The sequence below is a fragment of the Patulibacter ginsengiterrae genome (assembly GCF_056269115.1).
The window spans coordinates 38,706-63,140 of record NZ_JBWDOG010000013.1 but is presented as its reverse complement, the minus strand read 5'-3'; the positions used below and the strand labels follow the sequence as shown (position 1 = coordinate 63,140).

At 73.8% G+C, this 24,435-nt stretch carries 23 protein-coding genes; 15 read left to right on the top strand and 8 right to left on the bottom strand.

From position 1 onward, the window contains the following. Positions 1–144 precede the first annotated feature (144 nt). The 4 genes from ACVUH9_RS16315 (at position 145) to ACVUH9_RS16300 (ending at position 3,401) form a co-directional block, all read left to right on the top strand. Positions 145–660: a hypothetical protein gene (locus tag ACVUH9_RS16315; RefSeq protein ID WP_475758772.1), complete on the top strand. Its 516-nt coding sequence runs from the start codon at positions 145–147 to the stop codon at positions 658–660. A 282-nt stretch (positions 661–942) separates the two neighbouring features. Next, on the top strand, positions 943–1,506 hold the full coding sequence (locus ACVUH9_RS16310) for a carboxymuconolactone decarboxylase family protein (protein ID WP_475758770.1): 564 nt from the start codon (positions 943–945) through the stop codon (positions 1,504–1,506). Further along, a complete protein-coding gene (locus ACVUH9_RS16305) occupies positions 1,503–1,928 on the top strand; it encodes a winged helix-turn-helix transcriptional regulator (protein WP_475758768.1) in 426 nt (141 codons plus the stop codon). The genes ACVUH9_RS16310 and ACVUH9_RS16305 overlap by 4 nt, the downstream gene beginning before the upstream one ends. Before the next feature lie 135 nt (positions 1,929–2,063). Then, a complete protein-coding gene (locus ACVUH9_RS16300; protein WP_475758766.1) occupies positions 2,064–3,401 on the top strand; it encodes a glutamine synthetase family protein in 1,338 nt (445 codons plus the stop codon). A 10-nt stretch (positions 3,402–3,411) separates the two neighbouring features. Here ACVUH9_RS16300 and ACVUH9_RS16295 read toward each other — a convergent pair whose 3' ends face one another. The 4 genes from ACVUH9_RS16295 to ACVUH9_RS16280 form a co-directional block, all read right to left on the bottom strand. Then, positions 3,412–4,098 carry a hypothetical protein gene (locus tag ACVUH9_RS16295; protein ID WP_475758764.1) on the bottom strand — a complete coding sequence of 229 codons (687 nt, stop codon included), beginning with the start codon at positions 4,096–4,098 and terminating at the stop codon, positions 3,412–3,414. Positions 4,099–4,168: 70 nt separating this feature from the next. Next, positions 4,169–6,697, bottom strand: a complete 2,529-nt coding sequence (locus tag ACVUH9_RS16290; RefSeq protein WP_475758762.1) for an MMPL family transporter — start codon at positions 6,695–6,697, stop codon at positions 4,169–4,171. Positions 6,698–6,730: 33 nt separating this feature from the next. Continuing rightward, a complete protein-coding gene (locus ACVUH9_RS16285) occupies positions 6,731–8,800 on the bottom strand; it encodes a thioredoxin domain-containing protein (protein ID WP_475758760.1) in 2,070 nt (689 codons plus the stop codon). A 93-nt stretch (positions 8,801–8,893) separates the two neighbouring features. After that, a complete protein-coding gene (locus ACVUH9_RS16280; RefSeq protein ID WP_475758758.1) occupies positions 8,894–10,840 on the bottom strand; it encodes an alpha/beta fold hydrolase in 1,947 nt (648 codons plus the stop codon). Positions 10,841–10,920: 80 nt separating this feature from the next. Between ACVUH9_RS16280 and ACVUH9_RS16275 the strand changes: the two genes are divergently transcribed. After that, positions 10,921–11,322 carry a Rid family detoxifying hydrolase gene (locus tag ACVUH9_RS16275; RefSeq protein WP_475758757.1) on the top strand — a complete coding sequence of 134 codons (402 nt, stop codon included), beginning with the start codon at positions 10,921–10,923 and terminating at the stop codon, positions 11,320–11,322. Here the strand turns inward: ACVUH9_RS16275 and ACVUH9_RS16270 are convergent. Beyond that, the gene (locus ACVUH9_RS16270; protein ID WP_475758755.1) at positions 11,319–12,092 is read right to left on the bottom strand and encodes a gamma-glutamyl-gamma-aminobutyrate hydrolase family protein; all 774 of its coding nucleotides are present in this window, start codon (positions 12,090–12,092) and stop codon (positions 11,319–11,321) included. The genes ACVUH9_RS16275 and ACVUH9_RS16270 overlap by 4 nt on opposite strands. A 247-nt stretch (positions 12,093–12,339) precedes the next feature. Between ACVUH9_RS16270 and ACVUH9_RS16265 the strand changes: the two genes are divergently transcribed. Next, on the top strand, positions 12,340–13,551 hold the full coding sequence (locus ACVUH9_RS16265; protein WP_475758753.1) for an acyl-CoA dehydrogenase family protein: 1,212 nt from the start codon (positions 12,340–12,342) through the stop codon (positions 13,549–13,551). A gap of 40 nt (positions 13,552–13,591) precedes the next feature. On the opposite strand, the gene ACVUH9_RS16260 is transcribed toward ACVUH9_RS16265, so the two are convergent. Further along, complete coding sequence (locus tag ACVUH9_RS16260; RefSeq protein ID WP_475758751.1) at positions 13,592–14,002, bottom strand: GFA family protein; 411 nt, start codon at positions 14,000–14,002, stop codon at positions 13,592–13,594. Positions 14,003–14,350: 348 nt separating this feature from the next. Here ACVUH9_RS16260 and ACVUH9_RS16255 point away from each other — a divergent pair, with 348 nt between their 5' ends. The 3 genes from ACVUH9_RS16255 to ACVUH9_RS16245 all read left to right on the top strand — a co-directional run bounded on the left by ACVUH9_RS16255 (position 14,351) and on the right by ACVUH9_RS16245 (position 17,860). Then, on the top strand, positions 14,351–15,649 hold the full coding sequence (locus ACVUH9_RS16255; protein ID WP_475758749.1) for a class I SAM-dependent methyltransferase: 1,299 nt from the start codon (positions 14,351–14,353) through the stop codon (positions 15,647–15,649). Between the two features lie 44 nt (positions 15,650–15,693). Further along, the gene (locus ACVUH9_RS16250) at positions 15,694–16,947 is read left to right on the top strand and encodes a pyridoxal-phosphate dependent enzyme (RefSeq protein ID WP_475758747.1); all 1,254 of its coding nucleotides are present in this window, start codon (positions 15,694–15,696) and stop codon (positions 16,945–16,947) included. A 199-nt stretch (positions 16,948–17,146) separates the two neighbouring features. Then, on the top strand, positions 17,147–17,860 hold the full coding sequence (locus ACVUH9_RS16245) for a PhzF family phenazine biosynthesis protein (RefSeq protein ID WP_475758745.1): 714 nt from the start codon (positions 17,147–17,149) through the stop codon (positions 17,858–17,860). Positions 17,861–17,992: 132 nt separating this feature from the next. Here ACVUH9_RS16245 and ACVUH9_RS16240 read toward each other — a convergent pair whose 3' ends face one another. Beyond that, complete coding sequence (locus ACVUH9_RS16240) at positions 17,993–18,313, bottom strand: YbjQ family protein (RefSeq protein ID WP_475758743.1); 321 nt, start codon at positions 18,311–18,313, stop codon at positions 17,993–17,995. An 89-nt stretch (positions 18,314–18,402) separates the two neighbouring features. Between ACVUH9_RS16240 and upp the strand changes: the two genes are divergently transcribed. The 6 genes from upp to ACVUH9_RS16210 all read left to right on the top strand — a co-directional run bounded on the left by upp (position 18,403) and on the right by ACVUH9_RS16210 (position 23,333). Further along, the gene (upp, locus tag ACVUH9_RS16235) at positions 18,403–19,026 is read left to right on the top strand and encodes a uracil phosphoribosyltransferase (protein ID WP_475758741.1); all 624 of its coding nucleotides are present in this window, start codon (positions 18,403–18,405) and stop codon (positions 19,024–19,026) included. A 40-nt stretch (positions 19,027–19,066) separates the two neighbouring features. Further along, the gene (locus ACVUH9_RS16230; protein WP_475758739.1) at positions 19,067–19,429 is read left to right on the top strand and encodes a YidH family protein; all 363 of its coding nucleotides are present in this window, start codon (positions 19,067–19,069) and stop codon (positions 19,427–19,429) included. Beyond that, the gene (locus ACVUH9_RS16225) at positions 19,413–19,733 is read left to right on the top strand and encodes a DUF202 domain-containing protein (RefSeq protein ID WP_475758737.1); all 321 of its coding nucleotides are present in this window, start codon (positions 19,413–19,415) and stop codon (positions 19,731–19,733) included. The genes ACVUH9_RS16230 and ACVUH9_RS16225 overlap by 17 nt, the downstream gene beginning before the upstream one ends. A gap of 123 nt (positions 19,734–19,856) precedes the next feature. Continuing rightward, positions 19,857–20,579: a FadR/GntR family transcriptional regulator gene (locus ACVUH9_RS16220; RefSeq protein ID WP_475758736.1), complete on the top strand. Its 723-nt coding sequence runs from the start codon at positions 19,857–19,859 to the stop codon at positions 20,577–20,579. Continuing rightward, positions 20,576–22,417 (top strand): 2-isopropylmalate synthase, encoded by a 1,842-nt coding sequence (leuA, locus tag ACVUH9_RS16215; protein ID WP_475758734.1) that lies wholly within the window; start codon positions 20,576–20,578, stop codon positions 22,415–22,417. Before ACVUH9_RS16220 ends, leuA begins: the two co-directional genes overlap by 4 nt. A 337-nt stretch (positions 22,418–22,754) precedes the next feature. After that, on the top strand, positions 22,755–23,333 hold the full coding sequence (locus ACVUH9_RS16210) for a hypothetical protein (protein WP_475758732.1): 579 nt from the start codon (positions 22,755–22,757) through the stop codon (positions 23,331–23,333). Between the two features lie 112 nt (positions 23,334–23,445). Here ACVUH9_RS16210 and ACVUH9_RS16205 read toward each other — a convergent pair whose 3' ends face one another. Further along, on the bottom strand, positions 23,446–24,354 hold the full coding sequence (locus ACVUH9_RS16205) for an SGNH/GDSL hydrolase family protein (protein ID WP_475758730.1): 909 nt from the start codon (positions 24,352–24,354) through the stop codon (positions 23,446–23,448). Between the last annotated feature and the right edge of the window lie 81 nt (positions 24,355–24,435).

Sequence of the window (24,435 nt, the reverse complement as noted above, 5' to 3'; positions counted from 1 at the left end):
CGCTGATTTCCGGGAAGAGCGCCATGCCGCCGGCGTCCGGGGAAGCGGGGATTCACGAAGGGGGATGGCTCGGTTTCACGCCGTGGCGTCCGCTGACGGGGATTCGCTACCGCTTTCGCAGCGTCATTCGAACCCTGTACCTGCATGGCGACTGATCGCGACCAACCGTGGTGGGCTGACGCTCAGGAGTACCGGCATCGCGAGACGCGACGCCGGAGCCTGGACGACGTCGATTCCTCCCGGTCCGACAACGAGTTCACGGCCAACGCCGCGCGCCGTCGCCGCGCCGCCGCCGCTCGTGCGGCCGCCCAGCAGCGCCGGGCCCGTCAACGTCGCCCCGAGCCAGTCGAGTTCCCGTGGGTCGACGAGTCGCCCTTCGGTGGTCAGGACGAGGACAGCGGCGCCGAGCGCGATCGCTCCCGCCGCGTCCGCGACCGCACGCGTGAGCCCGGCACCAGCGTCGCTCGGCGCTCCGGTGCCCCCGCCACCCGCCGGCGCCCCGGCGGTCGCCCCGCCCGCCGTCGCCGCGCCGGCGTGCTCGCGCGGCCCGAGAAGCTGCTGCTCTACGTCGCCATCCTCGGCCTGTTCCTGGTCCTCGCCGCAGCGACCAACTCGGACGCCGCCGTGGTCGTCCAGCACGCGGCCTCGCTGACGCGCTAGGAGACGGGCTCCTAGGCGTCGGCCTCCTCGTCATCGTCGCCCGTTCGCGGGCCGGAAGGGCCCCTCGACCGCAGCCGCGGTCGTTTCGTCGTTCCCGCGCACGCGCTTCGCGGCCGCCTCGACCGCGGCCTCCGAGGGGCGGCCCGGTGCCTTCCGGCGCGGGCGCGACCACTCGTGAAGAAGTGGTGACGGGGGCTTGCGTTCGCCGCCGGGATGAGTACACTTACATTCCGTTAGTCGCTTCAGATCTTGAAGCACAGCTAAACCCCCGGAAGGTTCGCGATGCCGACTGCCATGAGCCGCTTCACCATTCACGACGATCTCTCCGCACCCGAGGGATCGCTGCCGGTCCTGAAGGGCGCGCTGGCGTCGGCTGGGCAGCTCCCGAACCTCGTCGGCGTCCTGGCCGGATCGCCCGCCGCCCTGCGGGGCTACGCCCGCTTCGCCGGTGAGCTGCGTCACGGCACGCTCGGCCCGGCGACGAAGGAGCGGATCTCGCTGGCGGTCGCCGAGCACTTCCGCTCGACGCCCGGGGTCAAGATGCACACCCGCACGGCACGGGTGGCCGGGCTCGGGATCGACGAGGTCAAGCTGGCGCGCAACTTCGCGTCCGGCGACGAGCGGCAGGACGTCCTGCTCCGCTACGTCGGCCACCTGCTGCGCAAGCGCAGCCAGCCGCCGGCGGCCCTCCAGGAGGAGGCGCTGGAGTTCGGCTGGAGCGAGGAAGCGTTGCTCGAGGCGATTGCCTACGCGTCGGTCGAGGTCTTCTCCGCGCTGGTGAACATCGCCGGAGACGTGCCCGTCGACGGCTCGATGGAGGAATCGCGTCAGCTTCGAGCGGCGTGAGCAACGAGCCGGACACCCGCTGCTGCTGCCCCGACTACCACGTCGCGGTCGAGCTGATCGGTCGGCGCTGGACGGGGGCGATCGTCGCCGTCCTGCTGGCCGACAGCCCGCGCCGCTTCAGTGAGCTACGGGCGAGCGTGCCCGGTCTCTCCGACCGGGTGCTCTCGCAGCGCATGCGGGAGCTGGAGGCCGAGGACGTCGTCGTGCGGACGGTGCACCCCGGTCCGCCGCTGCGGGTCGAGTACACGCTGACGCCCAAGGGGCACGACCTCGAGCCGGTCGTGCGTGCGCTCGAGAGCTGGGGGCGACGCTGGATGTGCGCCACCGACAGCGGCAGCGCCGAGCACCCCGACGCCGCGTCGCCGTGCGGGCCGGCCCACGAGGGCCTCGAGCCCACGACCGAGACGACCGCCGGGGCCTGATCCCGCCGCCCGTGGAGCCGATCCTTCGGCTCATGACGCCGCGCTCGGCTAGCCTCCACGGGGGAGTGCGTCGCCGCACGACCGCCGGGTCCCGCTGGGATCCCCGTATACGACCCCGCAGGAGCGAACGAGAACGTGCCCGAGACGCCGCGCACCCCCGAGGACATCAAGCGCCTGGTGGCCGAGCAGGACATCCGGTTCGTGCGGATGTGGTTCACCGACATCCTCGGCCAGCTCAAGTCGTTCTCCGTCAGCGCCTCCGAGCTCGACGACGCCTTCGAGGGCGGGATGGGCTTCGACGGCTCCTCGATCACCGGCTTCAACGCCGTCGAGGAGTCGGACATGATCGCGATGCCCGATCCGACGACGTTCGCGGTCCTGCCGTGGACGCCGAAGGGCGAGGGCGTCGCCCGCGTCTTCTGCGACGTCCAGACGCCGGAGAAGACCCCGTACGAGGGCGACCCGCGGTACATCCTCCGGCGCGCGCTGAAGCGGATGACCGACATGGGCTTCGACACCTTCAACGTCGGACCCGAGCTGGAGTACTACCTCTTCAAGGACAGCCAGGGGACCGAGGTCCTCGACGAGGGCGGCTACTTCGACCTGACGGCGCTCGACGCCGGCTCCGACGTCCGCCGCGACACCTCGGTCGCGCTCGAGGCGCTCGGCATGAAGGTCGAGTACAGCCACCACGAGGGCGGGCCCTCGCAGCACGAGATCGACATCCGCTACACGGATGCGCTCAAGATGGCCGACGACTGCATGACCTACCGGCTGACGGTCAAGGAGATCGCGATGCAGCACGGCTGGCACGCGACCTTCATGCCCAAGCCGCTGACCGGCGAGAACGGCTCGGGGATGCACACCCACCTGTCGCTCTTCCGCGACGGCAAGAACGCGTTCTACGACGCCAACGACCGCTACTTCCTCTCCGACGTCGGCAAGGCGTTCATCGCCGGCCAGCTGCGCCACGCGCGGGAGATGTCGGCCGTCTACGCCCAGTGGGTCAACAGCTACAAGCGGCTGGCGCCGGGCTACGAGGCGCCGGTCTACGTCGCCTGGTCGCGCCGCAACCGCTCCGCGCTCGTGCGGGTGCCGATGTACCACCCCGGCAAGGAGCAGGCCACGCGGATGGAGCTGCGCTGCCCCGACCCCGGCTGCAATCCCTACCTGACCTTCGCGCTGCTGCTGCACGCCGGTCTCGACGGGATCGAGAAGGGCTACGAGCTGCCCGAGCCGATGGAGCGCAACCTCTACCACCTGTCGCCGGACGACCGGCGGCGGCTCGGGATCGAGCATCTGCCGGAGACGCTCGGCGAGGCCGTCGAGCTGGCGGCGGAGTCGGAGCTGGTGCTGCGAGCGCTCGGCGAGCACACCCTCGATCGCTTCGTGGAGATCAAGCGCGAGGAGTGGGAGGACTACCGCGTGCAGGTCACGCAGTGGGAGCTGGACCGCTACCTCCCCGTCCTGTAGCGGCGGGCCGCTAGGCGGGCAGGCGGACGACCGTGACGGGGATGTTGAGGGACAGGAGCTTCGCGCTCCACGTCTTCTGGCTGTGGACGCGGAGCGTGAGCGAGCGGTAGCGGCGGGCGGGGAAGAGCGAGCGCTGGACTCGGAGGTAGCCGCAGTCGTTGGCGACGCCGAGCTTGATCCGCGCGACGAGCGTCCGACCGCGGTACCACGACGCCCAGACCGTTCGGTCCCCCGTCACCGGGGCCAGACCCGAGATCTGCCAGATCCGCTTGGCGTAGGCCGACAGCGGGCGGTCGGCCACGTCGAACGCCAGCGTCGTGACCTTGACCCTGCCGGTGCCGGTGATGACGCGCCCGCTGGCGCCGGCGGGGAGCTCGCTGACCACCAGCGGGACGATCTGGCCCCTGCTCGCGGCGGTTCCGCGCACGCCGTAGCTGGTGATCGCGAACGCGGCGTTGCCCTCACCGTCGAAGCTGCCGTCGAAGCTGCCGGCCTTGCCGGCGACGCCGACGATCTGGAAGCGGCCACCCGGCGTGCCGCCGCTGATGGTGCCCGTGATCGGCTGGTAGCCGCTGACCGGATCGCGGGCCACGCACGGACGCTCGAGGTGGATGACGGAAGCGGACGCCGGCGCGGCGGCAGTGAGCGCGGCGAGGGCGACGGCAGGGGCGGCGAGGGCCCACGTACGACGGGACATCGGGGATTCTCCGGGGGGAGGAGGAACGTCGAGGGATCGGGTTGCGGCCCGCGGACGGACCCGACCGACTCTAGCCCCTGCTCCGGCCGTCGGGTGCCGGATCGACGGCGAGCCCGCCCCGCACCGGCTCCGGCCCCAGCTCACGCTCCTGGTGGTCCGCGGGCTCGTCCCGGCGACGGGTCAGCGCCGACGGCCACCAGACCCGACGACCGGCGTCGAGGGTCAGCGTCGGGACCAGGATCGAGCGGACGAGGAAGGTGTCCAGCAGCACGCCGAAGGCGACCGCGAAGCCGATCTCGGTCAGGAACACGAGCGGGAGGATCCCGAGCACCGCGAAGGTGCCGGCGAGCACGATCCCGGCCGAGGTGATGACCCCGCCGGTCGCCGCCAGGCCCCGGACCATCCCCGGTCGGGTGCCGTGCACGAGCGCCTCCTCGCGAACGCGCGCCATCAGGAAGATGTTGTAGTCGATGCCCAGGGCGACGAGGAAGACGAACGCGTAGAGCGGGATCGACGGATCGGTCCCCTCGAAGCCGAAGACGTGCTCCCACACGAGCACGCTGACGCCGAGCGCGGCGGCGAACGAGAGCACGACGGTCGCGATCAGCAGCAGCGGCGCCACCAGCGCCCGCAGCAGCAGCATCAGGATCAGCAGCACCACGGCCAGCGCGACCGGCACGATCACCAGCGTGTCGCGCGAGGCGGCGTCCTTCTGGTCGTAGGCGATCGCGGTCTGCCCGCCGACGAGCACGTCTGGCCCGCCGGCGGCGCGCACGGCGCTCCGGATCCCCGGGATCTGCTGCTGGGCCGCCACCGTGTAGGGGTTGTCGCGCAGCTGCAGGCTCAGCAGCGCGCCCTCCTCGCCGCGGATGGGGCGACCGCGGTCGTCGATCGCCGGCCGGACGCTGGCGACGCCCGGGGCTCGCTTGGCGGCGGCGATCACCGCCGGCACCCGCGCCGGATCGGGCACGATCACGTCGGTCGGCGCGTCGCCGCCGGCCGGGAAGCCCTTGGCCAGCAGCTTGGCCGCGACCTGGGACTCGACCTCGTTGCGGTAGGAGTCGTTCTGGGTCAGGTTCGTGTCGAGCTGGGTCAGGCCGAGGCAGAAGACGAGCAGCAGGGCCGTCGTGCCGACCCAGATCCGGCGGGGGCTGGCGGCCAGGCGGACGCCGAGTCGGTGCCAGGCGCCGGTCTCCGCGGTCCGGGCCGCACGATCCGCGAGCCGCACCTCGATCGGGTTGTGGACGTGCGGAGCGAGCGCCCGGACGACGGCGACCACGGTCGCGATCGCGGCGACGACGCCGAGCAGGACCCCGAACCCACCGAGGCCGACGCCGCTCAGCAGCGAGCCGACCACGATCCCGGCGACGATCATCGCGACCAGCGGGGCCAGGACGCCGACCACGATCGCGACGCAGATGATCCGCGTCCGCGAGCCGTCGGCGAGCCGCTGTCCACGCTCCGACAGCCGCAGATCGGAGACGGGGTGAGCGGCGGTCCGCGGCACGAACGGCCAGAAGATCCGGCGGCCGCAGACGGCGAGCAGCGCCGGCAAGAGGGTCAGCATCGAGACCATCGCGATGAAGACGCCCATCGCCCCGATCGGCCCGAGACCGGAGGTCGCGTTGACCTTGGCCAGGGTCAGCGTGAGCAGGGCGGCGACCACCGTCGCCCCCGAGGCGACGATCGCCGGCCCCGACGACCGCAACGCGTGCTGCAGCGCCTCGAGTCGGTCGTCGAAGCGGTGCAGCTCCTCGCGGTAGCGGGACACCAGCAGCAGCGCGTAGTCGGTGCCGGCGCCGATCACGAGCACCGAGAGGATCGACGAGGACTGGCCGTTGACGGTCACGCCGAGCTCGCTGAGGCCGTAGCCGGCGGAGCGCGAGGCGACCTCGGCACCGATCACGGCGGCGATCGGGACGAGCCAGAAGATCGGGCTGCGGTAGATCAGGATCAGCAGCGTGATCACGAGTGCCATCGCGGCCCCGAGCAGGGTCCCGTTGATCGAGTCGAAGACCTTGACCGCGTCGGCCGAGCTGCCGGCGGCGCCGCCGATCTGGACCCGTAGGCCGGTCGTCTGATCCTGCGGGGTCGAGACGCGGTCGCGCCAGGCCTGGACCGGATCGAGGATCGTCTCGCTCTCGCCGTTGCCGTCGATCTGCGCGGTCAGGATCGCGGTCGTCCGGTTGGGGGAGACGACGGGCGGGCCGAACGGGGTCGTGCGCTCGCGGAGGATCTGGCCGGCCGACGGTTGGCCACTGCGCTCGTCCGCGGTCAGCCCCCGCCCGAGGCGCAGCGCGTTCAGCTCCAGCCGGTCGGCGGCGACCTGGGCCCGGTCGGCGGCCGTCAGGCCTCCGTCGCGGTGGTAGACGATCACCACCGGCGCCATCTCCCCGCCCTGGAGCCGCTCGCTGACGGCCAGCGCGCGGGTCGACTCGGCGTCGCCGGGGAGGAAGCTCGACGCCTCGTTGACCTCGGCGTCGGAGAACTTGCCCATCAGGTCGAGCGGGCCGGTGGCGAGGACCACGAACAGCGCCCAGGCGACGAGCACCACGATCCGGCGGCGGCGGTGGGCGGCGAAGGTGAGGAACTGGCTCATGGCGCTGGGACGGTGGTGTGGGACGGGGCGGGGTCAGGCGTTGTCGAGGGCGGCGCGGAGCGCGTCCGGATCGGTCAGTGGGGCCTGGCAGCTGAACCGCTCGCAGACGTACGCGGTCGGCTGGCCGTCGACCGTCGGGCGGTCGCGCAGCAGCGGGACCCCGCCGTCGTCGTGACCGTCGCCGGTCGCGAGCACCAGCCCCGGCCGCGGCCGCTCGTGGACGACGGCGACCAGCGCCTCGCGGGTCTCGGGCGGGCCGACGATCGCCACCTCGCGCGGACGCCGGTGGTACTCGTCGAGCGCGAGCAGGGCGTAGGCGACCGCCTGCGGGTGACGCTCGGCGAGCGGCGCGACCAGCCGCAGCCAGCCGGCGGCGGCGTCGGCGTAGCGCGGCTCCGCGGTCAGCGCCGCAAGTCGCAGCAGCCCGCGCGCGGCCGACGCGCCGCCGGACGGGATCGGTGCGTCGTCGAGCTCCTTGCGGCGGACGAGCAGCGCCTCGGCATCGTCGGCGGTCGAGAAGAACCCGCCGTTCCCGGGGTCGACGAAGCGCGCGAGCAGCACGTCGGCGAGCTCGCCCGCCCACTCCAGCTGCTGGGGGTCGCCGTCGGCCTCGTAGAGCGCGACGGCCGCCTCGAGCAGGTAGGCGTAGTCCTCCAGGACCGCGGCATGGCGAGGGATGGGATGCCCGCCCGCCCCGGTTCTACCGCCGGTGCGGTGCGACCACGACCGCATCAGGCGACCGTCGATGACCAGCTCGCGACGGACGAAGCTCATCGCCTCGCGCGCGACGGCGAGCAGATCCTCACGCTCGAGCAGGGCGCCCGCCTCGGCGAAGGCGTGGATCGCCAGGCCGTTCCAGCCGGCGAGTCGCTTGTCGTCGGTCCCCGGCCGGACGCGCTGGGAGCGGGCCGCGAGCAGGCCGTCGCGGATCCGCTCGCAGGCGGCCTCGTCGGGGCGCGGGCCGCGATCCTCGAGCACCGTCCGGCCGTCCTCGAAGTTGCCCTGCGCGCCGACGTCGAACCAGAGGATCGCGGCGGCCGCGTCGGCGGGATCGAGTGCGGCGCGGATCTCGTCCGGGGTCCAGACGTAGAAGCGGCCCTCGACGCCCTCGCTGTCGGCGTCGAGCGCGGCGAGGAAGCCGCCCTCCGGTCCCCGCAGCTCGCGGGCGACGAACAGCAGCGTGCGTTCGGCGACCTCGCGCAGCTGCTCGTCGCCCCACAGCTGCCAGCCCTGGAGATACGCCCGCGCCAGCAGGGCGTTGTCGTAGAGCATCTTCTCGAAGTGGGGGACCGTCCAGCTGGCGTCGACCGCGTAGCGCGAGAAGCCGCCGCCGATCTGGTCGTGGATCCCGCCCGAGGCCATCGAGCGCAACGTCTGCCGGGCCATCGCCGCGGCGAGCGCGCGGGTCTCGTCGTCGCCGGACGGATCGCCGTCGGCGACGGCCCGCTGGAGCAGGAACAGCAGCGACGGGTGGGGCGGGAACTTCGGTCCCTCGCCGCTGCCGCCGAAGCCGCCCTGGATCGCGTCGTACTGCTCGCGCATCCCGCGGACCGCGGCGTCGAGCACGCTCGCGGCGGGGACCTCGTCGGCCGGGGTCAGGCGGCTGGCGCCCGACAGCCGCTCGGCGACGTCCGAGAGCTGGGCGCGGATCTCCTCGCGCCGTTCCCGCCACGCCTCGGCGACGGCCTCCAGCACCACCCGCCACGACGGCAGCTGCTGGCGCGGCTCGGGCGGGAAGTAGGTCCCGCCGTGGATCGGCTGCTGCTCCGGGGTCAGGAAGACGTTCAGCGGCCAGCCGCCCTGTCCGGTCATCGCCTGGACCGCCTCCATGCAGAGCGCGTCGACGTCGGGCCGCTCCTCGCGGTCGACCTTGACGCAGACGAAGTGCTCGTTCATCACCGCGGCCGTCTCCGGGTCGTCGAACGACTCGTGGGCCATCACGTGGCACCAGTGGCAGGCGCTGTAGCCGATCGAGACCAGCAGCGGCTTGTCCTCTCGCTGCGCGCGCTCGAGCGCCTCCGGGCCCCACGGAAGCCACTCGACGGGGTTGTCGGCGTGCTGCAGCAGGTAGGGGGAGGTCTCCGCGGCCAGGGCGTTGGGCATCCCGCCCAGCCTGCCATACCCCGGGACCTCCTCGGCCGCAGCGACGCTCGAACGGGGGACCCGTCGAGCCGTCGCGGGGTCGAGGTTGGGGGCCTATTCGCGCGTGAGGCGGGTGATCGCGCGCCGGACCTTCGGCGCCAGCGACTCGATCGTGAGCGTGTCGACCCCGAGCAGCTTCAGCAGCCGCTCCGGGTCGGCGAGCGGGTTGGCGACCCGGTAACGGCCGGGGCGGAGGCCGCGCCCGCGCACGTCGAGCGTCGTCGTCCTGCGGTTGCCGAGCCGACCGCTGACCGCCGTGTCGGGCACGTAGCCGAGCCGGCGGAGCGTGAGGTCGTTCTCGGTCAGGACGGCGTAGCCGCTGCGGAGGCCGGCGACGCGCAGGCTGAAGCTGTCCTCGTCACCCGACCCCATGTTGTCCCCGAACGTCTGCAGCAGCCGCAGCAGGACCGTCCGGGCCGCGTCGTCGGCGGTCGCGGAGGCGACGGCGGCGGCCCGGCGGCGCGGCGTCGTCCCGAGAGCACGCGCGGACAGCGGCGGCAACGGGGTGGCCTTCGGCGGCGTCGCCCGTTCACGGCAGGCCGGGACCGGCGCGCCCTTGGCGTAGGCCTTGATCGCGCGCGTCACGCACTTGCGCTCGCTGGAGAGGACCGAGTGCCCCTGGCCGGGGACGGTCAGCAGCGCGGCGCCGGGCGTGCGGGCGACGAGCGCCTTCGCCTCCTCGGTCGGGGTCCGAGCGTCGTCCTCGCCGCTGAGGACGAGCGTCGGGACCTGCGGCAGCGCGCCGAAGCTGGGGGCCGGCTCGGGGACGGCGGGCCAGAGCGCGCAGGTGCTCGCCGAGCTGATGTTCAGCAGCGCCTCGGTCGGGAACCCGCCGCGACCGACCGGCCCGACGGCGTCGAGCGCCTGGCGGGCGAGGGCGAGGCGGGCGCTGCCGGCCGGAACCGCAGCCGTCCACGGGAAGCGGGTGTCACGGCAGGTGGTGGCGATGAACTCGCCGGTGCTCAACTCGCCGGCGGCACCGGCGGTCGCGCTGGGATCGTCGTCATCGGTCGGCAGTGGGAGCAGGCCGGACTCGCGGGCCAGTCGGGCCAGCGGTGCCGGGTCGCCCTCGGCGGCGCGGCGCAGGGCGCTCGGCAGGTTCGCCCGCTGGAGCGGGTCGAAGTCCCCCGCGAGCGCGAGGTAGAGGAGCGCGTCGCCGTTGATCGTGGTCGGCCGGCGGCGGCCGTTGCCGGCGTCGACCGACGCGGTCAGCGGCAGCCGGGCGAGGGTCCGGGCGAAGTCGCCGCGGGGATCGCTCGTGACCCCGCGGCAGGCGCCGGCCCGGCACGAGTTGCCGAGCACGCGCGGGAGCGCGCGGACGGTCGCGAGCGAGTACGGGTCGCCGCCGTCGAGGCGGACCGCCGAGTCGAGCACCAGCCCGGAGACGCGCTGCGGGTACGTGGCCGCGTAGCGCTGGGCGGTGTAGGTCCCGTACGAGACGCCGACCAGCAGCAGGCTCTCGTAGCCGCCGGCCTGACGGACGGCCTCGATGTCGGCGACCACGTCGCCGGTCCCGTAGAAGTCGGCCGCCGGGCCGAGCCGCCGCGCGCAGGAGGCGACCAGCGCGGGGTCGGGGCTGTCGGCGGCGGAGGCCGCGGTCGTCTCCAGCTCGGGGCAGACGATCAGGTCGGTCGAGCGTCCGGTCCCGCGGGTGTCGACGGTCAGCAGGTCGCGGTCCTTCAGCAGCGGCGCCACCGCCGGGGCGACGTCGGAGACGAGCGTCGTCGTCGCCTGTCCCGGGCCTCCGGCGAGGAAGAGCACCGCCTGCTTGCGGTGCTGGACCTGACGCTTGCCGAGCTGGAGCCGGCGGACGGCGAGGCGGAGGTCGCCGGGGACGACGTTGGCGCGGTCGATCGGGACCACCACCCGCGCGCACTGGGTCCGTCCGGCTGATTGGTCGCCGCAGTTGCGGAAGGCCGCGGCAGAGGCGCCGCTGGCGACCGCGAGTGAGGCGGTGAGCGCCGCGAGGGTGGAGGCGACGAGCAGATGGGGACGGGACACGATGGCCAGGCTATACGGCGCCAGGCACCGCAGTATCGTCGGCGGTTCGTATCGAACCCCCTCTCTCCCCGGAGTACGCCGTGAGCACCGATCGCCGTCCCTTCACCGTTGCCGACGCTCCGCCGGCCGTCGGCCCGTACGTCCACGCGGTCGCCGCGGGCGGCCTGCTCTTCTGCTCCGGCCAGATCCCGCTCGATCCGGTCACCGGCGAGCTGGTCGGCAGCACCCCGGCCGAGCAGGCGGAGCAGTGCCTGAAGAACATGCGGACCGTGGCCGAGGGCGCCGGCGCCCGGCTCGAGGATGCGGTCCGCTGCACGGTCTACCTGACCGAGATGTCCGCCTTCGCGGAGGTCAACGAGGTCTACGCGCGGTTCTTCGCCGACGACCCGCCGGCGCGGGTGGCGTTCGGCGTCTCGGCGCTGCCGAAGGGCGCGCAGGTCGAGATCGACGCCGTGATCGCGCTGCCGACGCCGGCGAGCTAGCGGTCCCCACCCCGGCCGTTGGCCGTTCCCGCCCCGCCGCCCGCCTCGCGGGCGGCGGCGACGAGCGCGGCGATCACGCCGCTGTCAGGGTCGCCCTCCGGGTGCCACTGGACGGCCAGGCAGAAGCGGCGGTCCGGGCGCTCGATCGCCTCGACCAGCTCGTCGTCGCCCGCGTGGCCGGTGACCCGCCAGCCCGGCGCTATCCGATCGACCGCCTGGTGGTGGTGGGAGCGGACCGCGGCGTGCTCGCCGCCGGCCGCGCGCGCCGCGAGCGACCCCGGCGCGAGCCGGACCCCGTGGGCGTTGCGCTCGTCGAGCGTCCCCGGGATCCGCCGGTGGCGCTCGCTGCCGAGGACCTCGGGCAGGTGCTGGAGCAACGTCCCGCCGCCCGCGGCGTTGACGACCTGGAGCCCGCGACAGATCGCCAGCAGTGGCAGGTCCTGCGTCTGGGCGGCGCGCACGAGGGCGATCTCGAACCGGTCGCGCTCGGCGCTGTCGCCGGCGGTCGTCGGGTGGCGCTCGCCGCCGTAGGACTCCGGCGACAGGTCGCCGCCGCCGGTCAGGAGCAGGCCGTCGAGGCCGCGCAGCAGCTCCGCGGCGTGCTCGTGCGGGTCGCCGGCGTCGGTCGGCAGCAGCAGGGCGCGACCGCCGGCCCGCTGGACGGCGGCGACGTAGGCGGTCGGGACGAAGTCGACCGGCTGCCGCCAGCTCCCGCCGTGCGCGACGGTCTCGCGGGCGCAGGTGATCCCGATCGCCGGGCGGAACGTCACCGGCCGTCCTCCGCTCGGGCGAGGACGGGCGGACACGTCACCGCGGTCGCAACCATGGCCATGCCCGGACGCTACACGCGGGAGGCGGCGGACCCGTGGCCGTCGGGCCGCTCCGGGCGCGGGCGTGCCTGCGCCCGCGGGGCGAACTCCCCGATCGGGGGGTATCTTTGGGGGTCTCCCTCCGTGTCCGGACGGCGTCTCGTCGTCCCGGTCGCGGTCTTCTACCCGTCGCCCTTGGAGCAGCCCCATGGCTACCGCCTTCACGTCCGAGCCCACCGATCCCGAGGTCCGCGAGGAGATCGTCGCGCTGGTCCGGCAGTTCACCGACGAGCAGATCATCCCCAACGCGGAGCACTACGACGCGACCGACACCTGGCCCGAGCCGATCGTCGAGGGCCTGAAGGAGCTCGGCCTGTTCGGGACGACCCTGCCGGAGGAGTACGGCGGCCTCGGGCTCGATCTCCAGACGTACGCGCGGATCGCCGAGGAGCTCGCTCGCGGCTGGATCTCCGTCCCGGGGATCATCAACACCCACTTCATCGGCGCGTACCTGCTGATGAAGTTCGGCACCGAGGAGCAGAAGCAGAAGTACCTGCCCTCGATGGCCACCGGCGAGCTGCGTGCCGCCTTCTCGCTCTCCGAGCCCCACTGCGGCTCCGACGTGCAGGCGATCAAGACCGCCGCGAAGAAGCTCGACGACGGTCGCTACGAGATCAACGGCCAGAAGCTCTGGGTCACGAACGGCCTGATGAGCGGCCTGGTCTTCGTCCTCGTCGTCACCGATCCCGACGCGCGCCCGAAGTACAAGGGCATGACCTGCTTCATCTGCGAGAAGGAGCCGGGCGTCGGCGTCAACACCGGCGAGTACGAGGGCTTCGAGGTCCCGCCCAAGATCAAGAAGATGGGCTACAAGGGCGTCGAGTCGACCGAGCTGGTCTTCAACGGCTACAAGCTCTCCGCCGACCAGATCCTCGGTGGCGAGGAGGGCCTCAACAAGGGCTTCAAGCAGATGATGGACTCGCTCGAGGTCGGTCGCGTCAACGTCGCCGCCCGTGGCGTCGGGGTCGCGCAACGCGCCTTCGAGCTGGCGATCCGGTACGCCCAGGAGCGCGAGACCTTCGGCAAGCCGATCGCCCAGCACCAGCTGGTGCAGGAGAAGCTGGCCGACATGTACACCCGCCTGGAGGCCGCGCGGCTGCTGACCTACCGCGCCGCGGAGCTGAAGGACAAGGGCGAGCGCTCCGACACCGAGGCCGCGATGGCCAAGCTGGCGGCCTCCGAGGCCGGCCACAAGAACGCCGAGGACTCGCTGCGGATCCACGGCGGCTTCGGCTTCTCGAAGGAGTACGAGATCGAGCGCATCTACCGCGACGCGCCGCTGCTCCTGATCGGCGAGGGCACCAGCGACATCCAGCGGATGGGCATCGCGAAGGGCCTCCTGAAGCGGTACGCGATCTAGTCGGGCCTCGGCACCCGCGCGACGGGCGACCCCGGCGGCGTCAGCCGGGGATGCGCTCGTCGAAGCGGGGGAGGCCGTCGTCGGGGATCGGCTCCCAGACGGCGGCGTAGGCGACGAACTGCCGGGCCGACGGGCGCACCCCCGGGTCACCGTCGATCGCGCCCAGACGGACGACGACGGTCGCGGGATCCGCGGGGTCCTGCGCGAAGACCGCGGAGCCGCAGGCGCGGCAGAAGACCTTCTCGAGGCCACCGGGCGTCCAGCGCCCGAGCTGCTCCTCACCCTGCAGCAGGTGGAACGATCCGCGGACCGTCCTCGCCGAGGCCTGAGCCGCGGTTCCGGTGCGGTGCTGGCAGCGGGTGCAATGGCAGTAGGCAGCAGCGGTCAGCGGCTCGGAGATCTCGAAGCGCACGGCACCGCAGCCGCAGCTTCCGGTCAGGGCGGGGGTCATGCCGGCCAGGCTACGCCGGCGGGCGGAGGGAACGACGAGGATGGTCGCTCGTGCCCGGTGGCGGACGAGACCGGAGCCGGACGCCCGGATCTCGGGGAGGCACTACCCCGGGGGCGGTCGGATCACCCGTACGGACGGGGGTCGCACACTCCGTGCGTAGGCTGGTCGATGTACACGTCGTGGTGCCCGCACGATCGCGGGCGACCGAACGGGAGTGCCATGTCGACCACCCGCAGGACCGCTATCTCGGGCTCGGAGAACGGCCCGGAACCGACCAGCCCCGCCGACCCCGCGGCGGCTCGGAGCCCACGGGCCACCGGAGGCCCGGGCGTCCGCCGGCGTCGTGGCGTGGCCACGACCCCGGGGCCCGACGGTGGCGTCGCCGCCGTCCTCGCTCCGACCATCGAACGGATCTTCCGCCGTCTCGGCAAGCCGTTGCCGCTCGCCGTCCGCTTCTGGGACGACAGCACGCTGCCGGCCGGTGATCCGGCGGCGCCGACCGTCGTGTTCCGCGCGCCGGAGGCCCTGACGCAGCTGCTGCGCAACACCGGGGAGCTGGGGTTGGCGCGAGCCTGGGTCCTCGGGCTCGTCGACCTCGACGGCGACATCGAGGACGCGCTGGCCCGCGGCCAGCACGTGCGGGGGCTGCGGATCACGGCCCGCGACAAGCTCGACGCCGTGCGGGCCGCAGTTCGGCTGGGGGCGGTCCGGCCGGCGCCGCTGCCCGAGGCCGAGGCGAAGGTCCGCGGGCACCGCCACGACCGCGACAGCGACGCCAAGGCGGTCCAGTACCACTACGACATCTCCAACCACTTCTACCGGTTGGTGCTCGGGCCGACGATGGTCTACTCGTGCGCCTACTTCGCGGGACCGGAGGGGGAGGACGACGACCTCGAGGCGGCGCAGACGCGCAAGCTCGACCTGATCTGCCGCAAGCTGCAGCTGGCGCCGGGCGAGCGGCTGCTCGACGTCGGCTGCGGCTGGGGCAGCCTGGTGATCCACGCCGCCGAGCGCTACGGCGTGCGGGCGGTCGGGATCACCGCCTCGCCGGCCCAGGCCGAGCTGGCCCGTGAGCGGGTCCGCGAGGCCGGGCTCGCCGACCGGATCGAGATCCGCGTCCAGGACTACCGCGAGGTCGGCGACGGGCCGTTCGACAAGATCGCGTCGGTCGGGATGTACGAGCACGTCGGCGAGCGGGCGCTGCCGGTCTACGCCGCCCAGCTGTTCGCCCTGCTGCGGCCCGGCGGCCTGCTGCTCAACCACGGGATCACGCGGCTCCACGACGGCGAGCAGCGGCAGGCGTCGTTCATCGACCGCTACGTCTTCCCCGACGGCGAGCTGCACCGGCTGGCGGCCGTGGTGAACGTGCTCGAGCAGGCCGGCTTCGAGGTGCGCGACGTCGAATCGCTGCGCGAGCACTACGCGCGGACCCTGCGGGCCTGGTGCGCCAACCTCGCCGCGCACCGCGAGCAGGCGGTCGCCGAGGTCGGCTTCCAGCGCGAGCGGGTCTGGCGGCTCTACATGGCGGCCTCGGCGGCGGTCTTCGACAGCGGCCACATCTCGATCGTCCAGACGCTCGCCGCCAAGCCCGGCGGCCCGCACGAGCTGCCGTCGACCCGCGCCCACCACATCGACGCCCGGCCGTAGGGTGCGGGCGGGGCCGTCGCCTCGTGGCGGCGTAGGCTCGAGTGATGACCGCCGCGCTCCCGCCTGACGCCCCGGACGCCGCGCGTCGGGCCCGCGCCCGCGCCGCGGTCGCGGACGTCGTGCGGGTCACGCCGGTGGTGCGCTCGGAGGGCCTGAGCGAGCGGTTCGGGGCGCCGATCGACCTCAAGGCCGAGTCGTTGCAGCGGACCGGCTCGTTCAAGCTGCGCGGGGCGGCGGCGAAGCTCGCGGCGCTCGGCGACGGGGCCGCTAACGGGGTCGTCGCCGGCAGTGCCGGCAACCACGCGCGGGCGGTCGCGGCCGCCGCCGCGCTACGGGGCGTGCCGGCCTTCGTCTTCATGCCGGTCGGGGCGCCGATCGCCAAGGTCGAGGCGTGCGTCGCGCTGGGGGCGACCGTCGAGCTGGTCGACGGCGCCGTCGAGGAGTCGGTCCAGGCCGCGCGGGACCACGCCGACCGTCACGGGATGGCGTTCGTCCACCCGTTCGACGACCTCGACATCATCGCCGGCCAGGGCACGGTCGGCGAGGAGCTGCTGGAGCAGGTTCCGGACCTGGCGCAGCTGGTCGTGCCGATCGGGGGCGGCGGGCTGATCTCCGGCGCCGCGACCGCGATCAAGGCGGTCCGGCCCGAGGTCCGGATCGTCGGCGTCCAGGCCGCCGCCCGCGGGGCGGCGCTGGCGACCCGGGTCAGCCGCTCGCCGTTGTCGTCGTTCGGTGACGTGGGCCGGCCGGGACCGTCGACGACGATCGCCGACGGGATCGCGGTCAAGCACCCGAGCGAGCTCACCGGGTCGCTGATCTCGGCGCTGGTGGACGAGGTCGTCGGCGTCGACGAGGACGCGATCGCCGAGGCGATGGTGCTGCTGATCGACCGCGTCAACCTGGTCGTCGAGGGCGCCGGGGCGGTCGGGCTCGCGGCCGTGCTCCGCGACCTGGTGCCGGCGCCGGCCAGCGGGAGCACGGTCCTGCTGCTCTCCGGCGGCAACGTCGACACCGGGCTGCTGGCCCAGATCGCGCGGCACCACGAGACGCTCGTCGGCCGCCGGCTGGGCCTGGTCACGACCGTGCCCGACCGGCCCGGCTCGCTGGCGCGGCTGCTCGACCTCGTGGCGGGCGTCGGCGCGAACGTCGTCGAGGTCCAGCACGTGCGCGAGGCCGTCGATCTGCACGTGGGGGAGACGACCGTGCGCCTGACGCTGGAGACGCGCGGCGGCGACCACGCGCAGGAGGTCGTGGCGGCGATCACTGCCGCCGGGCTGCCGGTCCAGCGGACCGGCTGAGGACGGGGCGTCGGCCTCGGCGCGCTGCGGGAGCGCGCAGGCGCGTTCGGCGGTCCGCCGCGGCTGCGGGAGCGCGCAGGCGCGGAGGACGGCGGTCCCGGCGCGGCTGCGGGAGCGCGGACGCAGGGTGCGGCGTCGCCTGCGGTCGTCGAGATGGGTGTTCCGCGAGGCCGCGGAATCGACCATCTAGCCTGGAGCGATGCCCGAGCTGCACGTCCTGCGCGTCTTCTGCGACCTGTCCGGCCGCCACGGCAACCCGCTCGGGGTCGTCCTCGACGGTGCCGCGGTGCCGGACGCGGAACGACTCGGGGTCGCCGCGGCGCTCGGCTTCTCGGAGACGGTCTTCGTCGACGACGCCGCGACCGGGCGGGTCCGGATCTTCACGCCGGCGGTCGAGCTGCCGCTGGCCGGGCACCCGCTGGTCGGGACGTCGTGGCTGCTGGCGCAGGCGGCGAACGGCGCAGGCCCGACGGTCCTGCGGCCCCCGGCGGGCGAGGTCGCGACCGCGGCCGACGCCTCCGGCGCCTGGATCGAGGCCGACCCGGCCGCCGCGCCGCCGTTCGAGCTGCGGCAGTACGGGCGCCCGGCCGAGATCGACGCCCTGACCGTCCCGCGCGGGCCGGACGTGCACCGCGACGCCTGGGCCTGGGACGACGAGGCGGCGGGGACGATCCGCTGCCGGGTGTTCGCCGACGGGGTCGGGATCGCCGAGGACGAGGCGACCGGGTCGGCGGCGCTGCGGCTGGTGGCCGCGATCGGCCGCCCGGTCACGATCCGGCAGGGGCGCGGCTCGCTGATCGAGGGTGCACCGGCCGCGGATGGGCGGATGCGGGTCGGTGGCCGGGTCGTCGCCGACCGTTGCGTCGACCTCGCGCAGGCGTGCCGGGACCCGGCCGTGCGTGACGGCGGCTGAGGCGCCGCCGCCGTCCCAGAACGGTGCGTTCGCCGGAGGTGGGGGACCGAGCGCACCGTTCTGCCCCCTGGAGTCGCGGCGACGTTTGCGCTCGGCGTCCCGTCCCGCCTCGCCCCCGCCCCGGGCCCGGGCTCAGGCCGGGCTGACCCGCACGGCCGTGCCGTAGGCGCAGACCTCGGTGCCGGTCGCGGCGTACTCGGTGGTCTCGAAGCGGAACGCGAGGACGGCGTTGCCGCCCTTGGCCTCGGCCTCGGTGGACAGCCGCTGGAGGGCTTCCTCGCGGCTGTCGTGGAGCATCTTGGTGATCCCCTTCAGCTCACCGCCGACGAGCGACTTCAAGCCGGCGCCGATGTTCGAGCCAACGTTGCGCGAGCGGACGGTGAGGCCGAAGACCTCGCCGAGCACCTCGTCGATCCGGTGGCCGGGAACATCGTTGGTGGTGACGATCAGCATGCCGGCGAGCCTACGCGAAGGTCGGCTCGCGGCTGTGACCGGTCGGTCAAGCCGGCGCCACACCGGCCATGCCTGCGAGGATGCACGCCGTGCCGGACCTGCGCGTCGTCGATCACCCGCTCCTGGCCGACCGGATGGCGGCGCTGCGCGACCGCGATACCGACCGCGAGGGCTTCCGGCGGGCGCTGCGCTCGGCCGCGGTCCTGCTGGCCGTCGAGGCGACCCGCGACCTGCCGTCGGTCGAGGTCACGATCGAGACGCCGATGGAGGCGACCCCTGCCCGGCGGGTCGCCGGGGACGTCGTGCTGGTGCCGGTGCTGCGCGCCGGCCTGGGCATGCTCGATGCCTTCCTCGGGGTCGTCCCGACCGCGCGGGTCGGGCACATCGGGCTCGAGCGCGACGAGGCCTCGCTCCAGCCGCGCCGCTACTTCGAGCGGCTGCCGGACGAGGTCCCGGCCGCGCGGACGTTCGTGCTCGACCCGATGCTGGCGACCGGGGGCAGCGCGGTCCACGCGTTGACCGCGCTGCGCGAGGCCGGGGCCCGTGAGCTGAGCCTGGTGGTGCTGGTCGCGGCCCCGGAGGGCGTCGCGGCGGTCCAGGCGGCGCACCCCGACGTGCCGATCATCACCGCCGCGCTCGACCGCGGCCTCGACGAGAACGGCTTCATCCGGCCCGGTCTCGGCGACGCGGGCGACCGCGTCTTCGGGACCTGACCCGCTCGGCGCGGCCCGACCCGGGGGTAGGCTGACGTCGTTGCGACTCGACGACCTGTCCGACGTGGGCGAGGAGCCCGATCCGCGCTTCACCCTGGCCAACGAGCGGACGTTCCTGGCCTGGAACCGCACGGCGCTGGCGCTGATCGGCGGCGGCCTCGCGGTCGGGCAGCTGCTCGACTTCGCCTCACCGGCCGCACGGTTGGTGGCGGCGATCGCGCCGATGCTGCTCGGCGCGGTGCTTGCCTTCATCAGCCTGCGCCGTTGGCGGGCGGTCCAGCGGGCGATGCGGCTGGGGCAGCCGCTGCCGCTGTCCGAGACGGTCCTGACCCTGGCGGCCGGCGTCGGCCTGCTCGCCGTCGCGCTGATCGTGGCGCTGGTGCTCGATGCGCTTGCCCGCTGACGATCCGGGGCTGGCCAGTGAGCGGACCGCGCTCGCCTGGCAGCGGACGGGGCTCGTGCTCCTGAGCCTGGGCGCGTTGACGCTGACCGCCAGCGTGCACCGCGGGACGGTCGAGCTCGGCGGCCCGCTGGCGCTCCTGCTGGCCGGGTTCGGGCTGGTCGTGGCCCGCCGGGGCCGGGCGTCGTACCGGGCCCGGCGTCGTGACGAGCGCTACGCCGCCGACGAGCGCGGGGCCGTGCTCGTGGTCGCGGTCACGATCACGGCGGCGCTGCTCATCGCGGCGATGACCGTGGTCGGCTGGTGAGGTAGCGGCAGGCGCACGGCGGCGGTGCAGGGGGCGACGCGAGATGACGCCGAACCCTCGCCGCCCCCGCCCGCCCGAGGGCTCGACTGCGCACAGACATCTGAGGACTTGTACGATCCGGCGATGGCGTTGTCCTCCCTCGGCCGCGGCCCGCTCGGCGAGCTCGCGGTCACCCAGCTGCGCGAGCAGCTCGCGTCCGGCACCTGGCCGGTCGGCGAACGGCTGCCGGCCGAGACCGAGCTGGCCGAGCAGCTCGGCGTCGGCCGCTCGACCGTCCGCGAGGCGGTCCGGGTGCTCGTCCACGCCGGTCAGCTCGAGACGCGGCAGGGCTCGGGCACCTTCGTCCGGGCGCTGACCCCGCCGCCCGAGTGGGAGCCGCGCGTTCGTCGCGCCGCCGTGCTCGAGGTCTACGAGCTGCGCGAGGCGCTCGAGGTCCAGGCCGCCCGGCTCGCCGCCGAGCGCCGGACCGACGCCGACCTGGTCGAGATCGACCGTGCCCTGGCCGTGCGCCAGGCGCGCCGCGCCGAGGGTGAGGTCGAGCCGTTCGTCGACGCCGACCTCGACTTCCACGTCGCCGTCGTCGCCGCCGCCCACAACAGCCTGCTGGAGGAGATGTTCGGCTCCTTCCTGACGGCGCTGCGCGAGGCGCTGGTGACCGTGGTCCGCGACGTCGTGCTCGACGAGGTCGACTCGACCGAGGCCCACGCCGAGCTGACCCAGGCGATCCGCGACCGCGACCCCGCCGCTGCGGCCGCCGCGACCCACGCCAACATCACCGTCACCGCCCGCTCGTTGCGCGGGCTGCTGGACACCAACCACGAAGAGCAGGGGACCTCCCGGTCATGAGCACCTCCGTCAGCAACAGCGACCGCGACAGCACGGCGGCCCGCTCGCGGCTCGCGGCCCCGACCGGTCCCGTCCCCGCCGATCAGCCGGCCTGGAACCGCCAGCGTGGCGGCACGATGCCGTCGCAGCGCTACCGCCCGTTCGTCGAGCGGGTCCCGTTCGTGCTCGAGGACCGGACCTGGCCCGACCAGCGGATCGAGCGGGCCCCGCTGTGGGCCGCGGTCGACCTTCGCGACGGCAACCAGTCGCTGATCGACCCGATGGACGCGACCCGCAAGCGGCAGATGTTCGACCTGCTGGTGCGGATGGGCTTCAAGGAGATCGAGGTCGGCTACCCCGCGTCGGGCAGCACCGACTTCGACTTCGTGCGCGGGCTGATCGAGGACGACGCGATCCCGGAGGACGTCCGGATCTCGGTCCTGACCCCGGCCCGGACCGAGCTGATCGACCGCACCTACGAGGCACTCGAGGGCGCCCACAGCGCGCTGATCCACCTCTACACGGCGACCTCGCCGCAGTGGCGCGAGCACGTGCTCGGGGTCGACGCCGACGGGCTGCTCGGCCTGGTCCGGAAGGGTGCCGAGGACGTCCTGCGCGGCGTCGACCGGCTGCCGGGGACCGACGTCCGGCTGCAGTTCTCGCCCGAGGTCTTCGTGCTGACCGAGCCGGAGCTGGCGCTGGGGACCTGCAACGTCGTCACCGACGTCTGGCAGGCGACCGAGGACGCGCCGGTGATCCTGAACCTGCCGTCGACGGTCGAGGTCGCGACCCCCAACGTCTTCGCCGACCAGATCGAGTGGATGGACCGCAACCTCGCGCGGCGCGAGGCGATCATCCTCTCCGTCCACCCGCACAACGACCGCGGGACCGGCGTCGCCGCGACCGAGCTGGCGCTGATGGCCGGCGCCGACCGTGTCGAGGGCTGCCTGTTCGGCAACGGCGAGCGGACCGGCAACGTCTGCCTGATCACGCTTGCCCTCAACCTGCACACGCAGGGCGTCGACCCGCAGCTGGACCTCTCCGACATCGACGAGATCCGGCGGGTCGTCGAGTACTGCAACCAGCTGCCGGTGCCCGAGCGGCACCCGTACGGCGGCGACCTGGTCTACACGTCGTTCTCGGGCACCCACCAGGACGCGATCAACAAGGTCTTCGCCAAGCGGGCGAAGACGGCGGTCGAGACCGGCGTGCCGGTCGAGGAGCAGCCGTGGGAGGTCCCGTACCTGCCGATCGACCCGCACGACGTCGGTCGCAGCTACGAGGCGGTCATCCGCGTCAACAGCCAGTCGGGCAAGGGCGGCATGGCCTACCTGATGAAGGCCGAGCACGGGCTCGATCTGCCGAAGCGGCTGCAGGCCGAGTTCTCCCAGATCGTCCAGGCGACGACCGACGCCGCCGGCGGCGAGGTCACGCCCGTGCGGCTGTGGGAGATCTTCTCCGACGCCTACCTGCCCGGTGGCTCGCCGCCGTGGGGCCGCTACCGCGTCTGGGAGCACCAGACCGCGTCGCAGACCGACGGCCGTGACCTGCTCAAGATCCAGCTCGACGTCGACGGCCAGCCGCACCGGCTGGAGGGCATCGGCAACGGCCCGATCGACGCCTTCGTCGGCGCGCTCGAGGCGCTGGCCGGGACGGTCACCGTCGAGGACTACGCCGAGCACGCGCTCGGGGCCGGCGGCGACGCCCGTGCGGCGGCCTACGTCGAGTGCCGGATCGACGGCCGGACGTTCTGGGGCGTCGGGATCCACCCGAACATCGTCCGCGCCTCGCTCGACGCGATCGTCAGCGCGGTCAACCGGGCCGCACGCGCGGCCCGCGAGGCCGCGGCGGCTGGCTGACGGCGGGGCCCGAGAACCCGGGTCGCGGCTGGCGCCTGGGGCTCGGGGCCGCGGGTCGCGGGCTGGCGCCTGGGGCTCGGGCCGCGGGTATCGTCGCGGGATGCGTCGTGTGTCCCGCGGGCGTTCCCGCGCCGTCCTCAGCCTGTCCCTCGCCGTCGCGGCCGCGCTGTCCGCGGCCCCGTCGGCGGCCGGCGCGCCGCCTGCCGTCCTCGTGGGACAGGCGCTGCGTGCTGCGCCGGCTGCTCCCGCCGCCATCGGCCGTTCCACGTTGGCCCCACCAGCGGCTATCGGTCCCCGTTCCGCGTTGGCCCCACCAGCGGCCATCGGTTCCCGTTCCGTGCCCGCCCCACCAGCGGCCGTCGGGCGCCTGACCGGGCCGGCCTCCCGCGCGGCGACCGCCCGCGCCGAGTCGCCGGTGGTCGAGGAGATGGCGATCGACTACGTGGTCGACGAGTGCAAGATCTCGCGGAAGCGCGCCCGGCTGCTGCTGCGGGTCCAGGACCGTGGCGACGCGGCGATCCAGCGGATGCAGGGACGGCGCGGCGTCGTCAGCTTCTACTTCCGGTCCTGCCGGCCCGGGCTGGTCGTCCAGACGCTGCCGGGAACGCGGCGCGCGCCGCTGCGGAAGATCGCCCGCCGCTACCGGATCGCGCGCTGGACGAGCTACGTCACGGTCAAGCACACGCTGAAGCAGATGCACCGCGCGCAGGAGGCGATCTCGGGCAAGCTCGACGACCTCTCCTCACGCTGCCTGCTGGGCATCGGCGAGGACACGATCGGCAACGGCGTCTCGATCGAGCTGTCGACGGACGCGACCGCCGATGACCTGGCGCGGGTCCAGCAGGCGATCGCGGAGTCGCCGGTCCCGGTCTCGTTGACCCGGCTGCCGGGGTCGCTCTGCGGCGAGCCCCTGTAGGGCGGCCGCCGGCGCGTCGGGAAGCGGCCCGACCGCCGCGGTGGCCGCGGTGCCGGGCGTGACGCCCGGCACCGCGAAGTGGACCGGCCCGCGAGCCTCGCGGGCCGGACCGCTAGAAGCCCGCCGCCTGCAACGCGCTGTCGACGGCGGCCGACGCGGCGGTCATCCCCCGGCCGTTGGGGTGCAGCGGCACGGCGGAGCCGGTGATCACGTTCGGGATCAGCGGCTCGATCCAGCGGACCGAGGCGCTCTTGCAGGCATCGTGGCCGATGCTCTGCGCGTAGAGGTCGACGTAGGTCGCGCCGTTCTCCTGGGCCGCGGTCCGGACCGACGTGTTGAGCCGGCGCGTCAGCTGCTCGAGGAAGGCGATGTCGCCCGAGGTCAGCGGCAGCGTCGGCCAGCAACGACCGCTCTGGGGGAGCAGGTCGGGGTATCCGACGACGAGCACCTCGGCGTTCGGCGAGCGGGTCTGGATCCCGTTGACGACGGCGGCGATCTTCGGCTTGATCGCGTCGGCCTTGGCGTAGTAGTCGCTGGCGATCAGGTCGCGGCAGGGCGCGCCGATGTTGAAGACGGTCAGCGGGTTGACCGCGCCGAGCCCGCCGCAGGTGACGATCGCACCGGCGAAGAGGGTCTCGTCGTTGCCGCCGATGCCGAGCGTGACGGCCTTCGTGTCCGACTTCAGCGCGGCGAACTGCGGGGCGACCCCGGGGTACTGGCTGGTGGTCATGTGCTCGGTGGTCGCCGCGCCGCAGGTGACATCGTTCAGCGACAGGCCGAGCGACTGGGCGGTCAGCTTCGGGTAGTTGGACTGGGAGCGCAGGCAGAGCGGCGAGCTGGGGTCGGCGGGCAGGACCAGCGAACCGGCCGAGTACGAGTCGCCGAGCGCGACGTAGTCGGGGCTGGCCGCGCGGGCGGCGCTCGCCGAGAGCGCGAGCACGAGCGTGGCGAGCAGGGCAACGGTGACGGCGACGACGCCGACGGGACGACCTGGGGTCGCCCTATGAGACATAGCGAACATGGCTTCTCCTCCGATACACGCGCCGGCCGCCTTCTGCGGCCGGTCTGGCGTGTCGCTTGTGTACCAGGTACGCAGTCGTGT

What these genes read in the sequence shown, in the direction of transcription:
- ACVUH9_RS16295 (WP_475758764.1), bottom strand. Translation starts at nt 4,098, where the DNA reads ATGTCCCGTCGTACGTGGGCCCTCGCCGCCCCTGCCGTCGCCCTCGCC.
- ACVUH9_RS16245 (WP_475758745.1), top strand. Translation starts at nt 17,147, where the DNA reads ATGCCCGAGCTGCACGTCCTGCGCGTCTTCTGCGACCTGTCCGGCCGC.
- ACVUH9_RS16250 (WP_475758747.1), top strand. Translation starts at nt 15,694, where the DNA reads ATGACCGCCGCGCTCCCGCCTGACGCCCCGGACGCCGCGCGTCGGGCC.
- ACVUH9_RS16310 (WP_475758770.1), top strand. Translation starts at nt 943, where the DNA reads ATGCCGACTGCCATGAGCCGCTTCACCATTCACGACGATCTCTCCGCA.
- ACVUH9_RS16315 (WP_475758772.1), top strand. Translation starts at nt 145, where the DNA reads ATGGCGACTGATCGCGACCAACCGTGGTGGGCTGACGCTCAGGAGTAC.
- leuA (WP_475758734.1), top strand. Translation starts at nt 20,576, where the DNA reads ATGAGCACCTCCGTCAGCAACAGCGACCGCGACAGCACGGCGGCCCGC.
- ACVUH9_RS16205 (WP_475758730.1), bottom strand. Translation starts at nt 24,354, where the DNA reads ATGTTCGCTATGTCTCATAGGGCGACCCCAGGTCGTCCCGTCGGCGTC.
- ACVUH9_RS16290 (WP_475758762.1), bottom strand. Translation starts at nt 6,697, where the DNA reads ATGAGCCAGTTCCTCACCTTCGCCGCCCACCGCCGCCGCCGGATCGTG.
- ACVUH9_RS16225 (WP_475758737.1), top strand. Translation starts at nt 19,413, where the DNA reads ATGCGCTTGCCCGCTGACGATCCGGGGCTGGCCAGTGAGCGGACCGCG.
- ACVUH9_RS16285 (WP_475758760.1), bottom strand. Translation starts at nt 8,800, where the DNA reads ATGCCCAACGCCCTGGCCGCGGAGACCTCCCCCTACCTGCTGCAGCAC.
- ACVUH9_RS16260 (WP_475758751.1), bottom strand. Translation starts at nt 14,002, where the DNA reads ATGACCCCCGCCCTGACCGGAAGCTGCGGCTGCGGTGCCGTGCGCTTC.
- ACVUH9_RS16265 (WP_475758753.1), top strand. Translation starts at nt 12,340, where the DNA reads ATGGCTACCGCCTTCACGTCCGAGCCCACCGATCCCGAGGTCCGCGAG.
- ACVUH9_RS16240 (WP_475758743.1), bottom strand. Translation starts at nt 18,313, where the DNA reads ATGCTGATCGTCACCACCAACGATGTTCCCGGCCACCGGATCGACGAG.
- ACVUH9_RS16220 (WP_475758736.1), top strand. Translation starts at nt 19,857, where the DNA reads ATGGCGTTGTCCTCCCTCGGCCGCGGCCCGCTCGGCGAGCTCGCGGTC.